Origin of the sequence: Tsuneonella troitsensis (genome assembly GCF_001441535.1) — a bacterium.
Classification (GTDB): Bacteria; Pseudomonadota; Alphaproteobacteria; order Sphingomonadales; family Sphingomonadaceae; genus Tsuneonella; species Tsuneonella troitsensis.
Window position 1 is genome coordinate 15,348 of record NZ_LMAU01000005.1, and the last position, 16,762, is coordinate 32,109.

12 protein-coding genes are annotated in these 16,762 nt (G+C 60.0%); 6 read left to right on the forward strand and 6 right to left on the reverse strand.

The genetic code is table 11. The features are described 5' to 3' along the window. Positions 1 to 242: 242 nt before the first annotated feature. The 3 genes from AR323_RS11555 to AR323_RS11565 form a co-directional block, all read right to left on the reverse strand. Positions 243 to 665: a response regulator gene (locus AR323_RS11555; RefSeq protein WP_083495393.1), complete on the reverse strand. Its 423-nt coding sequence runs from the start codon at positions 663 to 665 to the stop codon at positions 243 to 245. Between the two features lie 124 nt (positions 666 to 789). Beyond that, positions 790 to 2,679, reverse strand: a complete 1,890-nt coding sequence (locus AR323_RS11560; protein WP_057884151.1) for a response regulator — start codon at positions 2,677 to 2,679, stop codon at positions 790 to 792. After that, positions 2,676 to 7,586 carry a HAMP domain-containing protein gene (locus tag AR323_RS11565; RefSeq protein WP_235510596.1) on the reverse strand — a complete coding sequence of 1,637 codons (4,911 nt, stop codon included), beginning with the start codon at positions 7,584 to 7,586 and terminating at the stop codon, positions 2,676 to 2,678. The genes AR323_RS11560 and AR323_RS11565 overlap by 4 nt, the downstream gene beginning before the upstream one ends. Positions 7,587 to 7,701: 115 nt before the next feature. Here AR323_RS11565 and AR323_RS11570 point away from each other — a divergent pair, with 115 nt between their 5' ends. From AR323_RS11570 to AR323_RS14680, 4 genes are all read left to right on the forward strand, one after another. After that, positions 7,702 to 8,073, forward strand: a complete 372-nt coding sequence (locus AR323_RS11570; RefSeq protein ID WP_057884152.1) for a hypothetical protein — start codon at positions 7,702 to 7,704, stop codon at positions 8,071 to 8,073. Between the two features lie 2 nt (positions 8,074 to 8,075). Next, the gene (locus tag AR323_RS11575; protein WP_057884153.1) at positions 8,076 to 8,351 is read left to right on the forward strand and encodes a DUF5985 family protein; all 276 of its coding nucleotides are present in this window, start codon (positions 8,076 to 8,078) and stop codon (positions 8,349 to 8,351) included. A gap of 1 nt (position 8,352) precedes the next feature. After that, positions 8,353 to 8,613: a DUF5985 family protein gene (locus AR323_RS11580; RefSeq protein WP_057884154.1), complete on the forward strand. Its 261-nt coding sequence runs from the start codon at positions 8,353 to 8,355 to the stop codon at positions 8,611 to 8,613. Positions 8,614 to 8,739: 126 nt separating this feature from the next. Next, positions 8,740 to 9,009, forward strand: coding sequence for a hypothetical protein (locus AR323_RS14680; RefSeq protein WP_152980333.1), 270 nt, complete (start codon positions 8,740 to 8,742; stop codon positions 9,007 to 9,009). Positions 9,010 to 9,347: 338 nt separating this feature from the next. On the opposite strand, the gene AR323_RS11585 is transcribed toward AR323_RS14680, so the two are convergent. The 3 genes from AR323_RS11585 to AR323_RS11595 all read right to left on the reverse strand — a co-directional run bounded on the left by AR323_RS11585 (position 9,348) and on the right by AR323_RS11595 (position 12,299). Then, on the reverse strand, positions 9,348 to 10,445 hold the full coding sequence (locus tag AR323_RS11585; RefSeq protein WP_057884155.1) for a S41 family peptidase: 1,098 nt from the start codon (positions 10,443 to 10,445) through the stop codon (positions 9,348 to 9,350). A gap of 227 nt (positions 10,446 to 10,672) precedes the next feature. Next, positions 10,673 to 11,536, reverse strand: coding sequence for a helix-turn-helix domain-containing protein (locus AR323_RS11590; RefSeq protein WP_057884156.1), 864 nt, complete (start codon positions 11,534 to 11,536; stop codon positions 10,673 to 10,675). Positions 11,537 to 12,065: 529 nt separating this feature from the next. After that, positions 12,066 to 12,299: a hypothetical protein gene (locus AR323_RS11595; RefSeq protein WP_057884157.1), complete on the reverse strand. Its 234-nt coding sequence runs from the start codon at positions 12,297 to 12,299 to the stop codon at positions 12,066 to 12,068. Positions 12,300 to 13,216: 917 nt separating this feature from the next. Here AR323_RS11595 and AR323_RS11600 point away from each other — a divergent pair. Both AR323_RS11600 and AR323_RS11605 read left to right on the forward strand, forming a co-directional pair. Continuing rightward, positions 13,217 to 14,386, forward strand: coding sequence for an NnrS family protein (locus tag AR323_RS11600; RefSeq protein WP_057884158.1), 1,170 nt, complete (start codon positions 13,217 to 13,219; stop codon positions 14,384 to 14,386). Between the two features lie 96 nt (positions 14,387 to 14,482). Continuing rightward, positions 14,483 to 16,705 (forward strand): adenosylcobalamin-dependent ribonucleoside-diphosphate reductase, encoded by a 2,223-nt coding sequence (locus tag AR323_RS11605; RefSeq protein ID WP_057884159.1) that lies wholly within the window; start codon positions 14,483 to 14,485, stop codon positions 16,703 to 16,705. The last annotated feature ends 57 nt before the right edge of the window (positions 16,706 to 16,762 follow it).

A 16,762-nucleotide genomic window follows, 5' to 3' on the forward strand; every position in this document is an offset into this window, starting at 1 on the left:
TCGTCCGCCCCTGAAACGTTGGCCCATCTTGACGGTTCCGGATGACGGCAAAGCAAGTGCTTGTGACGAGCTTGAAAGGGGTCGCCAAAAAGGTAGGAATGGCGTCTTCAATTAGCGAGCACTGAGCAATACGGCGTCGGGGTCGCCAGATTCTGAATTGGATTCGATAGCCTCACACTAGGCAGTCATCTGCGTTGCTGTGGGTCCGCCTGCGTGATCGGGCATAAAAACGCCAAGGCCGTCTATTTCTTGGAAACACCGTCCACGTCCTCAGGGTCCGATGACGCCTGAAGCGTGGGGAGCCCATTGAGCAGACCAGTAATAGCGCTGATGACTTGAGCATCGGCGAAGGGCTTTTGCAGTACGAGACTGCGCGGTACGCCCTGTGCTGACCAATGGGCGGCGCTATCGCCAGTGATGTAGACTACCGCAAGATCAGGAAATCGGGCGCGTCCATGTCGCGCAATTTCCCAGCCGTCGGCACCTGAACCGAGGTTGATGTCGGTAATCAGTCCGCACAGGTGTTCGCGGGCGTCGATGGCTGCGATGCCCTCTATTCCGTTGGACACCTCGAGGACCGTGAACCCGCCCGATTCCAAGATGTCTACTAGATTGAGCCTGATCAGGCTTTCATCCTCCACCACCAGAATGGGCTGTACTTCCATCGTCTCAGCTTTCTTTTGACGTCCAGACCCTAGATGTGACCAATTCACTCTTTTACTAATCGCATTCCTGCTCGCGACGGAGGGAGGAGGATTTTAATCGGCATTTTTCCATTTAAGTTCGTTTCTACGCTACCGAAGCAAAGGCTTCCTCAAGTGCCTCCAAGTTAATAGGCTTGCGAACCACTGGAACCTCAACCTGCTTCTCGAGGCGAGAATCGGTAACGTTCCCCGACATAAGAACTCCCCGCGCAGAGGGGGCGATCTGTCCGATAGACTGGAGAGTTTCCAGTCCATCCATTTCGGGCATGGCAAAATCGCACAAGACATAATCATATTTGTCCGGACGTTGGCGAACCGCTTCGAGGGCGGCCAGCCCGCTTGCGAAGCCATCGATTAGAGCACCGGAATCGCGAAATTGCTCGCTTAGGATTTCTCTCACCGCGTCGTCGTCGTCGATGATCAGCAGGTTCTTGCCGGCAAGCCAGGAGAGACTGCAATCTCCCTCTCCCGGGGCGTTAGAAACTTGGCTTTCCGTCGCTGGCAATATCAGTTCGATCGTGGTCCCCTCGCCTTCCCGGCTGCTAATGCGGAGCTCGCCGCCGGACTGATCCACGAAGCCCGAGACCATCGAGAGGCCCAGACCCGTTCCTTTCCCCATCTCTTTGGTTGTGAAGAACGGCTCAGTGACTTTGGCCAACTTACTCGCGGGGATGCCGCAACCGGAATCCGCGATCCGGATGCACAGCATGGGTTTGTCGGCTGGCGTATTCTCTACCCGCGCGAACTCCACGCCTATCTCGCCACCCCCAGGCATGGCATCGCGCGCATTAATGATAAGGTTCATCACCGCCAGCTCGAGCTGTCCACGATCTACGTAGAGATTGAGCCCGAGATCGGGGCAATCCCATTTCACCGTCACAGATCCGCCCAGCGTATGGGTAACCAGCCCCGCCACACTTTCGCACAAGGTGGCTGGCGACACGTTCGAGGGCGACAGCTCCTGCTGGCGGGCAAAAGCCATCAGTCGGCGGACCAGTTCGGTCCCTTGGGTCGCCGCGTGACGCATTTGTTCGACCACCCGAAGTTCTTTTTCGCCTAGTTCGAGCCGGCGCTCGAGAATGCTGATGCCCCCTAGGATAGCGGCGAGCAGGTTGTTGAAGTCATGCGCGACCCCCCCGGTGAGCTGGCCAAGCGCATCGATTTTGCCAGCATGCACCAAGCGTGCCTCGAGTTCTTTGCGCTCGGTAATATCAAGCAGCGATCCTGCCCACCGTCGCTCGCCGGTCGCTTTCGTGGTCGCGATTCTCTGGTCGAGGATGTGATGGCGCGCACCGCCGGGTCCGATCCACCGATACTCAACGGTTACCGTGTCCCCTCCGCGCTCGGGTTCGCTATACAGGAGTTCGCGATCATCCGGATGGACCCAGTCTTCCCAGGCCCGTTCGTTGCGGGATACGGCTTCAGCCTCATCGCCAAGGAAGCGCGTCAGATCACCACCGTGGAACCGGCGCAGAAGCAGACCGTCCTTCTCGGTCACTTCGTAGATCGCCATCGGTAGCGCACGCAAAATCGAAGCCTGACGGCGCTCGCTGAGCTCGAGTTGGCGGCGCATTTGGAAAAGATCGACGAACACGCTGACCTTTGATCGGAGGACGATCGGGTCCACCGGTTTGAAGACGTAATCGACCGCGCCCATCGCGTAACCGCGCATCAGGTGCTCGGTTTCCTTGTTGACCGCCGACAGGAAGATGATGGGAATGCGGGCGCTTTGCGCACGCTCGCGAATAAGGGCGGCAGTCTCATAGCCATCGAGATCGGGCATGAAGACATCGAGCAGAATGACGGCAAAATCTTCGCGCAGGAGCTGACGTAGCGCGTCCCGGCCCGAGGAGACACAGACCACGCCCGCGACCGGCTCACAAACCTGGGACAACGCAAGAAGGTTGCGCTCGTCGTCATCGACAATGAGAATGCGAGCCGCGCTCGCATTGGGGCCAGGTGAGGCGTCCGTCATGCAGCGGCCCTCGCTCTGCGCTTTTGATGGGGCTTCCCGATGCGGGTCCGCTCGGTAGTGACGCGCAAAAGAGCCAGAAGCATGTCGATGTCGACCGGTTTGGCGATGTAATCGCTCGCGCCCGCGTCGAGACATTTCTGGCGGTCGCCCTTCATGGCCTTGGCGGTGACCGCGATCAGCGGAATAGCAGCGATGTGCTCGCTGGATCTGATGCGGCGCATGGTTTCATAGCCATCCATCTCTGGCATCATGATGTCGATCAGCGCCGCATCGACATCCGGATTTGTCTCCAAAAGGTTGATCCCCTCCTGGCCTCGCTCGGCGTGAATCACCTGCGCGCCTCGCGCCTCGAGCACGCTAGTGAGCGAGTAGATGTTGCGGATGTCGTCATCGACGATGAGAATCTTCCGGTCGGTTAGCTCGGTCGCCGGATCGGGGCGTTGACTCCGACTGCTGGTCTTGGGCTTTCGGCGCTTCATCCGTGCCACCTCGCCGAACAGGGCACTGAGACGCTCGCGTTCGACAGGCTTTTCGATAACCTTGGTCGCACCGAGGTTAAGGGCATCCTGGGCCGTCTCCCGCCCCGATATGACATAGACCGGAATGGACTCGGTAAGGGGGTCCTGCCGCAGCAGATCAATCAGGACGAAGCCGTTCATGTCGCTGAGCCCGAGGTCGAGTGTGATCGCCGACGGGCCCAGTTTGCGCGCCAAGGCGGCTGTGCCAGCCCCGGTCGGGCAGATGACACCCTTGAGACCTGCCTCGTGTGCCAAATCAAGGAGGATCGTGGCAAAAGCCGGGTCGTCTTCAACGATAAGGACAAATGGTGTCTTACCCAGGTCTCCCCGATCATCGCTAGGCTCGGGCACACTCGCCTCTTCACCATGGGCGGCTTCCGACTTCTGCGCCACTGGATGCGTCAGCGCAGGGGCGCTCGCCGCGCGCAACGGCAGGAAGAGCGTAAAGGTCGAGCCGCCGCCGGGAACTGAGCGGACCTGCAGTTCCCCTCCAAGCAGCCCAGCGATCTCGCGGCTGATCGACAGGCCCAGGCCGGTTCCGCCATATTTGCGGCTAGTAGTTCCATCCGCTTGGTGGAAAGGCTCGAAGATCAACTTCTGCTTATCGGGCGGGATTCCGATACCGGTATCAGTCACAGCGATCTCGAGCGCTTCGGTTACGTCGCGCAACACCGGGTGCGCCTGGCTCCAGCCCTCGCGAGCTATGCTTACGTTGAGCTCGACTTTACCTTCCGAAGTGAACTTAAACGCGTTCGAGAGCAGGTTGAGCACAATCTGCTGAAGCCTCTTCTCGTCGGTGTGGATCGAAGCGGGAAGATCTGGCTCGAATTGGACCTCAAAGGCGAGGCCTTTCTCTGATGCGAGCTGGCGGAACGTGCGCTCCATGTGCAGCTGAAGCGAGGTCAAGGGCATGTCGCCCAGTTCGATTGAAACGGTACCCGATTCTATCTTCGATAAATCAAGGATGTCGTTGATGAGATTAAGGAGGTCTGTTCCCGCTGAATGGATGGTGCGCGCAAACTCGGTCTGCTTGGCGTTGAGATTGCCGTCCTGATTGTCGGCCAGCAATTTTGACAGAATCAGCAGCGAATTGAGCGGCGTACGCAGTTCGTGGCTCATGTTGGCGAGGAACTCACTCTTATATTTCGACGTCAACGCGAGCTGTTCTGCCTTTTCCTCGACCGCGCGCCGCGCCATGTCGATCTCGAAATTTTTCGCTTCAACCTGACGCTTTTCATTCTCCAGAAGCTGCGCCTTTTCCTGCAGCTCCTCGTTCGTGTTGTGCAATTCTTCCTGCTTGGTGGTGAGCTCGGTCTGGCGGGCCTGTAGTTCCTGTGTCAGGAGCTGCGATTCCTTGAGCAGTTCCTCGGTGCGCATAGTAGCCGCGATCGTGTTAAGCACGATGCCAACCGTTTCCATGAGCTGCGTCAGGAAGCTGTGATGGGTCTCGTTAAATTCCTCGAAGCTCGCCAGCTCGATGACTGCCTTCACTTCATCCTCGAACAGTGCCGGCAGGATGTTGAGATGCGCGGGTCGTCCGTCGCCCAGCCCTGAACCGATCCGGATGTAGTCGCCGGGCACGTTGTCCAAACGCATCGGGCGCTTGTCCGCCGCAGCCTGCCCAATCAATCCTTCGCGCAGGCTGAAGCGAGGCTTCATCGTGTCGCGGCTGCCCGCTCCGTAGCTGGCAATCAGGTCGAGCGTCGTGTCGTCCACGTCATTGGCATTGGCGACGTAAAAAACGCCGTACTGAGCGTTCACTAGCGGCGCCAACTCGCTCATGATCAGATTCGAGATTGTAGCAAGGTCCCGCTCGCCTTGCAGCATACGGCTGAACCGCGCGAGGTTCGTCTTTAGCCAATCTTGTTCGGCGTTCTTGAGCGTCTGATCCTTCAGGTTGCGAATCATCTCGTTGATGTTGTCCTTGAGCGCGGCCATTTCACCCAAAGCTTCCACCGAAATCGACCGCGTGAGATCACCTTTGGTCACCGCGGTCGCCACTTCGGCGATCGAGCGCACTTGGTTGGTCAAGTTCGCGGCAAGCTGGTTCACGTTATCGGTGAGGTCGCGCCACAAGCCGGCCGCACCCGGCACGCGCGCCTGTCCACCGAGCCGGCCCTCGACGCCGACTTCGCGAGCCATGTTCGTGACCTGGTCACCGAATGTCGAGAGAGTCTCGATCATACCGTTGATGGTCTCGGCTAGCGCAGCAATCTCGCCCTTGGCGTCGAATGTCAGTTTGCGGTTCAGGTTGCCCTGCGCCACGGCCGTGACGACGTCGGCGATCCCGCGCACCTGATTGGTTAGGTTGGTCGCCATGAGATTGACGTTATCGGTCAGATCCTTCCAAGTGCCACCGACACCCGGTACCTGCGCCTGTCCGCCAAGCTTGCCTTCGGTCCCGACCTCGCGCGCCACGCGGGTCACCTCGCTCGCAAAGCCATTGAGCTGATCGACCATCGTGTTGACAGTGTTCTTAAGCTCAAGGATCTCGCCCTTCACATCGACGGTGATCTTTTTGGACAGGTCACCTCTGGCCACCGCCGTAGTAACCTCGGCGATGTTGCGGACTTGGCCCGTCAAATTGTCGGCCATCAGATTGACGTTATCGGTCAAGTCCTTCCAAGTGCCGCCGACCCCGGGGACGGCCGCCTGCCCCCCCAGCTTGCCTTCTGTGCCCACCTCGCGCGCCACGCGGGTGACCTCCGATGCGAACGAATTAAGCTGATCGACCATCGTGTTGATGGTGCCCTTGAGCTCGGCGATCTCGCCTTTCACGTCGACGGTAATCTTTTTGGACAGGTCGCCCGAGGCCACAGCGGTGGTAACCTCAGCGATATTGCGAACTTGGCCGGTGAGGTTCGCGGCCAGCTCATTGACGTTGTTGGTGAGATCGGCCCATGTGCCGGCGACGCCTTCGACTTGCGCCTGCCCCCCCAACTTGCCTTCGGAACCGACCTCGCGCGCCACGCGGGTCACCTCACTTGCGAACGAGTTCAGCTGATCGACCATTGTGTTGATCGTGTTCTTCAGTTCGGCGATTTCGCCTTTCACATCGACCGTGATCTTTTTGGACAGGTCGCCCAGTGCCACCGCAGTAGTGACCTCGGCGATATTGCGGACCTGGCCGGTGAGGTTGGCCGCCAGTTCGTTGACGTTGTCGGTCAGGTCCTTCCAGATGCCGGCGACGCCCTCGACTTTGGCCTGCCCGCCGAGCCGTCCCTCAGTGCCGACCTCGCGGGCCACGCGCGAGACTTCGGAGGCGAAGCTGCTGAGCTGGTCGACCATGACGTTGATCGTGTTTTTGAGTTCGAGGATCTCGCCGCGCACTTCCACGGTGATCTTCTTCGACAGATCGCCGCGCGCCACCGCCGTTGTTACCTCGGCAATGTTACGCACCTGGCCGGTCAGGTTCGCCGCCATCAGGTTGACGTTGTCGGTCAGGTCGGCCCACGTACCCGCCACGCCAGGCACCTCCGCCTGCCCTCCGAGCTTTCCTTCGGTGCCGACCTCGCGCGCCACGCGGGTCACTTCGCTCGCAAATCCGTTGAGCTGGTCGACCATCGTGTTGATGGTGTTCTTGAGTTCGAGGATCTCGCCCTTTACGTCCACGGTGATCTTCTTGGACAGGTCGCCTCTGGCCACAGCAGTGGTCACTTCGGCGATGTTACGGACCTGTCCGGTGAGATTGTCGGCCATGAGATTGACGTTCTCAGCCAGGTCCTTCCAGGTGCCGGCCACACCTTTTACCCGCGCCTGTCCGCCTAACTTGCCCTCTGTGCCAACCTCGCGGGCCACGCGCGTTACTTCGCTGGCGAAGGACCCAAGCTGGTCGACCATGGTGTTCACGACCCGACCGATGCGCAGAAACTCGCCCTTTAGTTCGCGCCCTTCGATCTCGACCGCCATATTTTGCGACAGGTCACCCTGCGCAACTGCTCCGATGACCCGCGCGACCTCCGTCGTCGGCTGGACCATGTCGTCGATCAGACCGTTGACGGCGTCGAGCTTGACCTGCCAGCCGCCCGCCGCGCCGCGAGCCTTCGCTCGTTGTGTGATTTCGCCTTCCTTGCCGACTACTTGTGCGACCCGGTTGACCTCGTCTGTGATCGTCTCATTGAGAGTGACGACCTGGTTGAAGAGCTTGGCGATCTCTCTGTCGCGGGGATCACGGGATTCCAGATCCAGCCGCACTGAAAAGTCGCCCTGCCGTAGCTTCGAGAGTGCCACGATGAGGGTGTCTCTTAGCTCGTCGCAGCCGGCGTCTATGTCGATCTTAGCCAAAGAATCGTCCTCCCCTGCGGAGTTCGCTGGCGCTGACATCAATGCAACCCCGCAGAGAACGCAGCGCAACCCGCTTCGCTTCGGGAACTCATCGGCGCCATTCAAGTTCCGCAATGGAGGATTGTTAGTTTAGTCGGCCTTCCCTCGGATCTGCAATGGTAGGCGAGAGCAAAATCGGGATCGCCGGCATCGTTCGGCAAATCGGAGGGAAAACGTCGGCATGGCAACCGACCCGCAGATCGAAGAATTCATTAGCGACAGTTTTTCCTCGATCTGGGACCTAGAACTGCTGAGCGCCCTGCTCGACCACCCGGACCTTGCGCTATCGCAGGGCGATCTGGTGGAGAAAATGCGTGCGAGCGAACTCGTCGTTTCGCAAGGCGCTCGCGCATTGGCATCCGCCGGAATGGCATCAATGGACGGCGACGGCCGACTGCAATTTCGCCCCATCAACAATAAAGTAGAGGAGTCGGCGCGACAAGCGTGCGAGTTTTATCGCCGCTTTCCGGGGCGCGCGCGCCGGCTTATCGTCGCCCGTCAGGCGCCGGGCCTTAATGCCTTTGCCGACGCATTTCGGCTGCGCAAGGATTGACCATGATCACTACTGTATCAGATCTCGTCTATCTCCTATGCTTTTTGGCCAGCGCGCTTTGCGCAGGACTGCTCATTCGCCAATACGCGAGTTCGCGCACGCCAATCCTTCTGTGGAGCGCCGCGTGCTTCGTATTCCTTGCTTTTTCGAACCTTCTGGTCGTCGTCGACCAACTTGTGCTTACCGAGGCAAGTTTGCGTCCGCCGCGTCTCGTGCTGACACTACTGGCAGTCTCGGTCCTGCTGTTCGGGTTCATCTGGGAAGTGGAGCGCGACTGACATGGAGCAGTTTTTATCCGGCGCGGTGGCGATGGGCTTCGCAGTGGCCGGCCTTCTGTTTCTATCCTACTGGCGTCGACTCCGCGAGCGCCTCTTCATGATGTTTGCAGTCAGCTTCTTCCTGCTTTCGGCAAACTACACTTGGCTCGCAGTGACAGAAATACCAGCCGAGGAACGCAGCCTCCTATTTTTGGTTCGTCTTGCAGCATTTGCATTGATTATCGTGGCGATCGTCCAGTCCAATCGGCCCTCATCTCGCTAGAGAGATGGGCGCAGTGCCCGCCTTCCAGCCACTCCTAATGCGCGCACCCAGAATGCAATTTAGCATCAGATAGCCGTACAATCCCAAGCTGTCGGAACTCGCAGCGTCAAATCTGGTTGGCGGAGAATGGGTTCGATTCGTCAGATGATCGCTGCCGCCCGGCCAGGCCGTTCGGTGGTCGGCTGGAAACTATTTCAAGCTGATCGCCGCGCGTTGCTCGAACGATTCAGGCCCAAGTATGCACGCACGATAGCTGATCACATTACACTTGCTGCTATGGTTGCCGCCGACACACCGCTGCCAGCTGAAACGACAGCCTTTGTGGTCGGCCATGTCGATGACGGGCAGGGGGTCGAAGCCGAAAAAGTCCCATATAAATGGCCGGACAAAAGCTGACCGCGTGCGGGCAGCTTGATCGCCGAAACAAATATCTCCGTCGCTCTCCACGCCAATTCGCGACCTGGCTGCCGACTGGGAGTTACCCCAGAAACGGTCCAGCACTAACACGCCGGTACGGACATTCTTCGAATGCCGCATTCGGGATTCACGCCCACGCTACGCCGCTCCCTAGTGATGCATGTTGTTGGCTGAAGGCAGGCTGTGCTTGCCACCCACCAGCTCGCACGAACCGCGTGTTCGGTTTGTCAGACGACAGCTTGGCGCCTTTTGAAGGCCTCTTACGAAAATACAAACATGATCTCATGAGGCGATCGCGGCGGGGTAGTTGGATTGGTTCATGATGAGCGTTTCTTGATCGGAATTGCCGGGGCATGGCTGGCGGAGAGCAGGGCCGCTTGAGCAGCGTCGATGCCGAGGTCTTTTAACACCCATTCCAGTGCCGCTTCCGGCGGTAGGTCGACGTCCGGCGCAACACCGACCGTCTCCCAATCCTTCCCGGTCACGGGATCGTAGGTCCGCCCTACCGGAATGAAAGCCCCGAGCTCCCCGGTCAGCTCAATGCCGCCGCCGAAATGATTGGCGCCTGCTGTATGGCTGCCGACTAGCTTGCCGCGGCCGGTGTGCTTCATCGCTAGAGCGAGGTGCTCCGCCGCTGAGCCGGTACGGCGACTGGTCAGCAGATAAACTTTGGCATCGTGCAGGCGCGCATCGGCATTGGGCTTGGCCCAGTGCTCGCGTACCGATTCCTGCGGGGTACCGGGCATCAACCGCAGCGTCGGTGTATCGCCGAAGGGTGTGCCCCGCTCTTCCTCGACCGATCGTCGCATGGCCATTGTAACCAAACGGGTTTCCTTGGCGAACAACCAGGGGAAGATGACGTCCATCTGATCGAGCCCCCCTCCGCGATGCGTCCTTAAATCGAAGATTATGGCGTCGGCGTCGGCATGATCTGCCATGAACTTCGCCACCTCGGCGGTTTGCGAAGCCTCCGGTGTAAAAGCGTTGATGCGCAGGAAGGCGATGCCGGGTGCGATCCAGCCGCCCTGTTCCATAACCGGGAAATTGGGACTGGTACCTCCCACGCCCTGCTGATGTTGGGACAGACGTTCGACACGCAGATGACCGTCGGCTGCAACCGCCTGAAGGTCGGATGTCATGCGGTATGCCGCTTCGTCCGGCGTGAGCGTCGCGTAGCGACCTTCGGCAACGTGGGCGCGGAGCATCGCTGCGTAGGCCTTGCCCTGTTCCGGATAGACAAACGCCTTCTCCAGCTCGTCGGCGAGGCGACATGCCGCGCCCTCAACTGTCGCCAGGTGCTGGCTTCCCACCGCGCCGCAGATGGCTGAAGACGTCGGCGCTGCGAAGGCGGTGCTCATCACCGCGGCGCCCGAGAGGGCCAGCGAAACGACGAGACGGAAGAGTGGGGCATGCATTCAGACCTCCAGCCTGTGTGTTGCTCGGCTAGCACACATGCCGGAACGGGCGGGATGTCGCCAACGTCCGCCGACAAACCGCCAACGTTCTTCGACAGAGAAGCGATCGGCCTGGGACGATTGCGCACTCCAACCGATCAACTACCGATGAGCGGCGGGATTAATCCTGGCCGTCGCTCTCAGCGTCCGTCTCAGGTGCCTACCACCCCTATCTCTGTGACTAGATACTAGGCCCGAAGGTCGGGTGGGATTGGTGCCATACGATCGGTCGATCCTTGGAAATCCCGCAGCGACAAGAAGGACGAGAGATACGGTGTGTCAGGATCCGCGATCCGAGCCGGTGTCCTTCCAGCAAACAGTCGAATTTCCCGGATCATGTGTGACTGATCGTAGAAGTGGTCCTGAACCGCCATGACGTCGTCGGCCGTGGCATCCGGTCGGGAGAGCAGAACGGCAGCACGAAGCGCGCGATACTTCCGCGCCACGGCCTGAGGAGTCATCCCAAAATACCGCTCGGTAGGGCGCTGCACTTGGCGCATGCTGTATTCAGTTCTGGAGAGCAGATCGGCGAGATGGGGTGACAAAGACTGGGCCAGCCAAGCGCTGAGGGTTTGAATGAAGCGTACATGTTTGGCCGGCAGCGGCTTAGCTGACGCAATAAGCGCGTCCGAAAAAGTTTCGCTGAGCTGATCATTCGTTAGATTCCGAAAATTCGAGAGTATCTCCTCTCCGGCATCCACCAGTTGGAGCGGAAGCATGTCCCGGGCATCATGCAGGCGATTGCCAGCCTTTGCGGCGGACAGGCCTGTCAGGCCAGCCCATCCTATCGGGCTCAGCATTGCACCGAATACCTCCCATGGACCGTTCACCACGAAGGTCGCCGCTGCACTGGTCGGGGTGATGAGCGTCAATGGATGACTTGGTTCGGCGCGGCCGTCGAGGAATTGGATTGTACCTGACCCGCGGGCCATCAACGCAAATATTCCGATGCTGGAAGGCTGAACGTCGCGAATGAATTGATCTTCGCAGCGCATGCGGAAGAACGTCGTGACGAGTGACCGGACATCATCACGCGGCGCAATCAACTCCATGCGAAGCGAACTCGCCTTGGTTAGCTGCGGTGGGCGTACCTTGTCTTTCAAGGGTGGTATGCGCGTATGGCAATCTAGTTGGTACCGGCCAGAGGACCGAAGGGAACCGAAACTCGTGCGCAGAGACCTATCTGCGACCTCTTTTCGATGATCTTAGAACAGCCAGATAAACACCAGAATGGCCAAGATGACGACGACGATGGTTGGTATGCCAAATCTTCGCATTGTTCTTCTCCATGAGTGCAAGCTCAAAGCGGCACGTTGCCCAAATGACTAGAAGGTACGGGGGGTTCCGTGAGCCGCCCACAGCCCGCTCCGTCCGAAAGTGCAATGTCCCCACCACTCATCGAAAGTGGAAATTGATGTGACCATCGGGCGTGACGATATTGAACAACTGAATTTGGGCACAAGAGAGGCGAGCGCTAATCTCCGATAAAGGATTGCACGGCGGGACCGCAGGAGGCTGGCAAGCGATAAGCTGCCGCGTCAATAAATTCCAAGGAGGGCGGGCGGCCAAAGCTGCCCTCCTTTATAGTTTTAGCGTCGAGCGGTCAGCGTCCCTTGCATCGACGCTCTCCCCAGCCTCTTCGAGGATCGTCTCTATCTCGGCAATGTGCTGGATGTTCGTCGCAATCGAATCCTCTGTCGTATCGATCTGCACGCCATCTTTAAGCATGCTCGTGCCGATATGGCCCGATATCATCAAAGAGGTAGCCTTCAGCTTACGCTTCCGCTCATTTCTCAGAAAGTCGTGCCAGGTCATTCTTAATCTCTTTAGCTAAAACGGCCCGGGCCGGCCATTGCGGGACCAGGCTAATTTTACCTAGCCGAAGATCCACGTCGCAGAGCCGGCCAGGATCGACCCCATTGGCCGCGAGGTGATTTAGGCTGTCCGTATCGTCCCGCCCGACCGAACTGCAGCGGGATTTGTTCAAACACGGTCGGATGCAAAGCTCCCTTGAAATGGACGCCGACCGATATGCAATTCAATACCTCAACCCTCTTGGCAGCCTGACGAGTCTCTCGAACAGTCGAAATTAGCTTGCTAGTAAACACCTCGCCTGATCTGGACAATCTACTGCTTTTCAGCCCTACTGCTTTCGTCGGCATGACTGATGTAGAGGCGCTTAGCCGACCAGGCAGCTTTTGAGCCGGGAGCGGACAGGCAGCTTCAGGCGGCCGAATTACGTAAGCGGCCGTTTCGCGTGACCAAAATTACCTGTGATGGGGCGCTACCCGGCGACTTGCGGGATGCTGTCAAATGGTGGCCGTAGCGGGGGCAACCTCACTCCAGAGCGGCCTTTGTGCCCTCCACTATCGCGAGTACGGTAGTAGGACTCGATTTGGCAGCCGAAATTGGGCTGATAGCGACTGCCAGCCCATACGATCGGTCAGTCGTGGGCGACCGTTTTGCGATCAAGAGCTGCGCTGAAGACGCGCTACTCGTCGTCTTCAGGCTAATCAGACGGTTTCCGTCGCGGGGTAACATCACCTCTCCCTCAACAGTGCTATCCTCGTGGTGACCGCTGGTTCTTTCTGCGCGGAAGAGAAATTCCGCCGATTATGATTCAAGTCAATCCAAGCGGGCCAACCTTTACCTACGGGGTGCAGTGGCTACGAGTAGGAGCAATGGCGTTGCAAACAAGGGGTGAACAAATGCTAGCGTTGCGGCGGTCCAGGATGGCCGCTGCACCGGCGTTCCTGCGGGGCGGCTTCCGCCCGTTTTTTCTTGGCGGGGCGACTTGGGCGCTCGTTGCACTTTCGCTTTGGTTGATCGCGCTCGCAGGCGGGCTCACCCTGCCCACCGGCTTCGACCCGCTTCCGTGGCATCGTCACGAAATGCTGTTCGGGTTCGTCGGGGCGGTCGTCGCCGGATTCCTTCTTACGGCTATTCCGAACTGGACCGGGCGCCTCCCGATCGCCGGCGCGCCGCTGCTCGCGCTGTTCGCTCTATGGCTCGCCGGGCGTGCAGCGGTGCTCTTTTCGGCAAGCGTCGGAATGGGGCTGGCGGCCGTGATCGACGTCGGCTTTTACCTGGTGGTCGCTGCGCTGGCCGGGCGCGAAGTACTGGCAGCAAAGAATCGGAACTTGCCGGTTGTGGGGCTCGTGATCCTGTTCGGAGGCGCCAATGCGGTCGATCACGCGGCGGCGCTGGGGCTAGTCGCCGACGAAGGCCTCGGCTGGCGGTGCGGGCTTTCGCTGGTGGTGGTGATGATCTCACTCATCGGCGGGCGGATAATCCCCTCGTTTACCCGCAACTGGCTGACCAAGCAGGGTGTCCGCGACGGGCTCCCCGGGCAGCCCGTGTTGTTTGACCTCATCACGATCGGCTTTACCGCCGTCTCACTGGCAATCTGGATCGCTGCTCCTGACAGCATTCCGGCGGGCGTCGGGTTGGGCCTCGCAGGCATGCTCCAGATCGTCAGGCTCGCGCGGTGGAAGGGCCTGAGGACGTTTCGCGATCCGCTCGTCGTCATTCTCCACATCGGTTACGCATGGATTCCGGTCGGGCTTGTTCTGCTTGCCGGTTCGATCTTCGATCCGGCTATCCTGCGTTCGGCCGCGATCCACGCACTCACGGCAGGGGCGATGGGGACGATGATCCTGGCGGTGATGACACGGGCGACGCTGGGGCACACCGGTCGCGAGCTGCGCGCCGGACCGGCGACAGTGATTCTCTACGCGCTAGTGTGCGTAGGGGCGGTCCTACGCGTCGCCGCTCCGCTCGACCTCGTCGACTACACGTTGGGAATGGAAGTGTCGGCACTCGCGTGGGGCGGCGCGTTCGTGGTCTTCCTAGCGGCTTACGGCCCGATCCTGCTCGCGCCTCGCCTCGATGAAAAGAACTAGCGGACGGTTGCGAAATCTCGACTGCAATGCGCTGGATCAACGGCCGCGCGAAATCTGCTGACATCCTCGATCTAAGGGACGGGAAAGGGTCGGCCAATGCAGTTTGACGTGAAGCTCGCGAAGGAAATCTGGCAGTCGAAGTACCGTTACACGCCGCCTGAGGGTCTGGGTGATACGGACTACACGGCGACCGCGTTGCGGGTCGCGTGCGCGATCGCCGAGGCCGAAGAGCCTGCCTCGCGAGAGAAATGGCAGGACCTGTTCTTCGAGGCCGTTCGCGATTTCCGCTTTATCCCGGCTGGTCGCGTGATAGCGGGAGCGGGCACCGGGCGCTCGGTAACGCTGTTCAATTGCTTCGTAATGGGCACGATCCCCGACAGCTTGGAGGGGATCTTTGCTCACCTGCGGGAAGCGGCGATCACCATGCAGCAGGGCGGCGGAGTGGGGATGGATTTCTCGACTATCAGGCCCAACGGAAGCCGCGTGGAGGGGGTCGGCGCGGATGCATCGGGCCCATTGTCGTTCATGGATTGCTGGGACGCGATGTGCCGCACGGTGCACTCGGCAGGCCAGCGGCGGGGCGCCATGATGGGCTGCCTGCGGATCGACCACCCGGACATCGAGGCCTTCATCGACGCTAAGCGCGATCCCGTCAGGCTGCGAAATTTCAATGTCTCGGTTCTTGTCCCGGACGCCTTCATGGCGGCACTCGCCGCCGACGCGGACTGGGCACTCGTCTTCGGCGAAACCGTTCACCGCACCGTGCGGGCGCGCGACCTTTGGGAAAGGCTCATGCGCGCGACATACGACTGCGCGGAACCCGGGGTTATCTTCGTGGATCGCGTCAATCAGGCGAATAATCTCGCCCACTGCGAGACGATCAGCGCCAGCAATCCGTGCGGCGAGCAGATGCTACCGCCGTACGGCGCATGCCTGCTGGGGTCGCTCAATCTCGCCCGACTGGTCGAGCGTAAGTTCGAGGACGACGCCGCGCTTGACGAGGTCGCGTTGGCGGACCTCACCCGCACGGCAGTGCGGATGCTAGACAACGTGATCGATATTTCACGCTATCCGCTCGCGGAGCAGGAGGCCGAAGCTAAGGCCAAGCGGAGGATCGGGCTGGGCATCACCGGTTTGGCCGATGCCCTGCTCTTCTGTGGCGCCGCCTATGGCGGAAGCCGAGCGGTCGAACTGACCCGCCGCTGGTTGTCCGTCATCAAACGCGAGGCCTATCGCGCCTCGGCCCTGCTGGCAGACGAGAAGGGGCCGTTCCCACTTTATGTCCCGGCCATGCTCAATCAGCCAAATTTACTCGACCTTGATGAGGACGTCCGGTCGCTGATCGCCGAGCATGGTCTGCGCAACGGGTGTCTTACCTCGATCGCACCGACGGGCACGACTTCGCTGCTGGCCGGAAATGTCTCGTCCGGGATCGAACCCGTGTTTGCATACGCGTACGAACGACGGATCCTGCAAGCCGACGGATCGGCCCGCATGGAGCCGGTTGAGGATTACGCCATGCAGGTCTGGCGGACCGTGAAGGGAGACGCGCCGCCGCCGGAGGAGCTGTTTGTCAGCGCGCAGACGCTCAAGCCGTCGGATCATCTGGCAATGCAGGCAGCGGCACAGGCGTTGGTGGACAGCTCCATTTCCAAGACCGTCAATTGCCCAGAGGATATCGCTTTCGACGACTTCACCGACATCTACGTCGAAGGTTATCGACTCGGCTGCAAGGGGCTCACAACCTACCGACCCAACTCCATCACCGGATCGGTGCTCAAGGTCAAAGGTGAGAATCCCCCAGCATTGGCTCCGGAGGCCGAGCAGACGCTTTCGGCGCGTGCGGAGGCGCTGCACGGCCAGACCTACAAGCTCAAGTGGCCCGACAGCGCACATGCGGTCTATGTCACGATCAACGATGTGGACACGCCAGCTGGCCGGCGGCCGTTCGAGATTTTCATCAACTCGAAGAACATGGAACATTACGCTTGGACGGTCGGCGTCACCAGGATGATCTCGGCGGTGTTCCGACGCGGCGGTGACGTGTCTTTCGTGCCGGAGGAGCTCAAGGCGGTGTTCGATCCGCGCGGGGGCGCGTGGATGCAGGGTAAGTACGTCCCTTCACTCTTGGCGGCCATCGGCGGGGTGATCGAGCGACACATGGGTTTGGCGCAACCCTCACTCCCCCTGGATGAGCCGCGTTCCAGACAACAGATCACTTCTCCTCGGGCGTGCTGCAGCCAGTGTGGTGCGGCCGCGGTGATCAAGGTCGAGGGATGCGCGAACTGCCTTGAGTGCGGTTACTCGAAGTGCGGATAAATACTCGTCATACGGCGCAGGAACGATGTTCGCGCTTGGAGGGCGAGCGCCGATCAA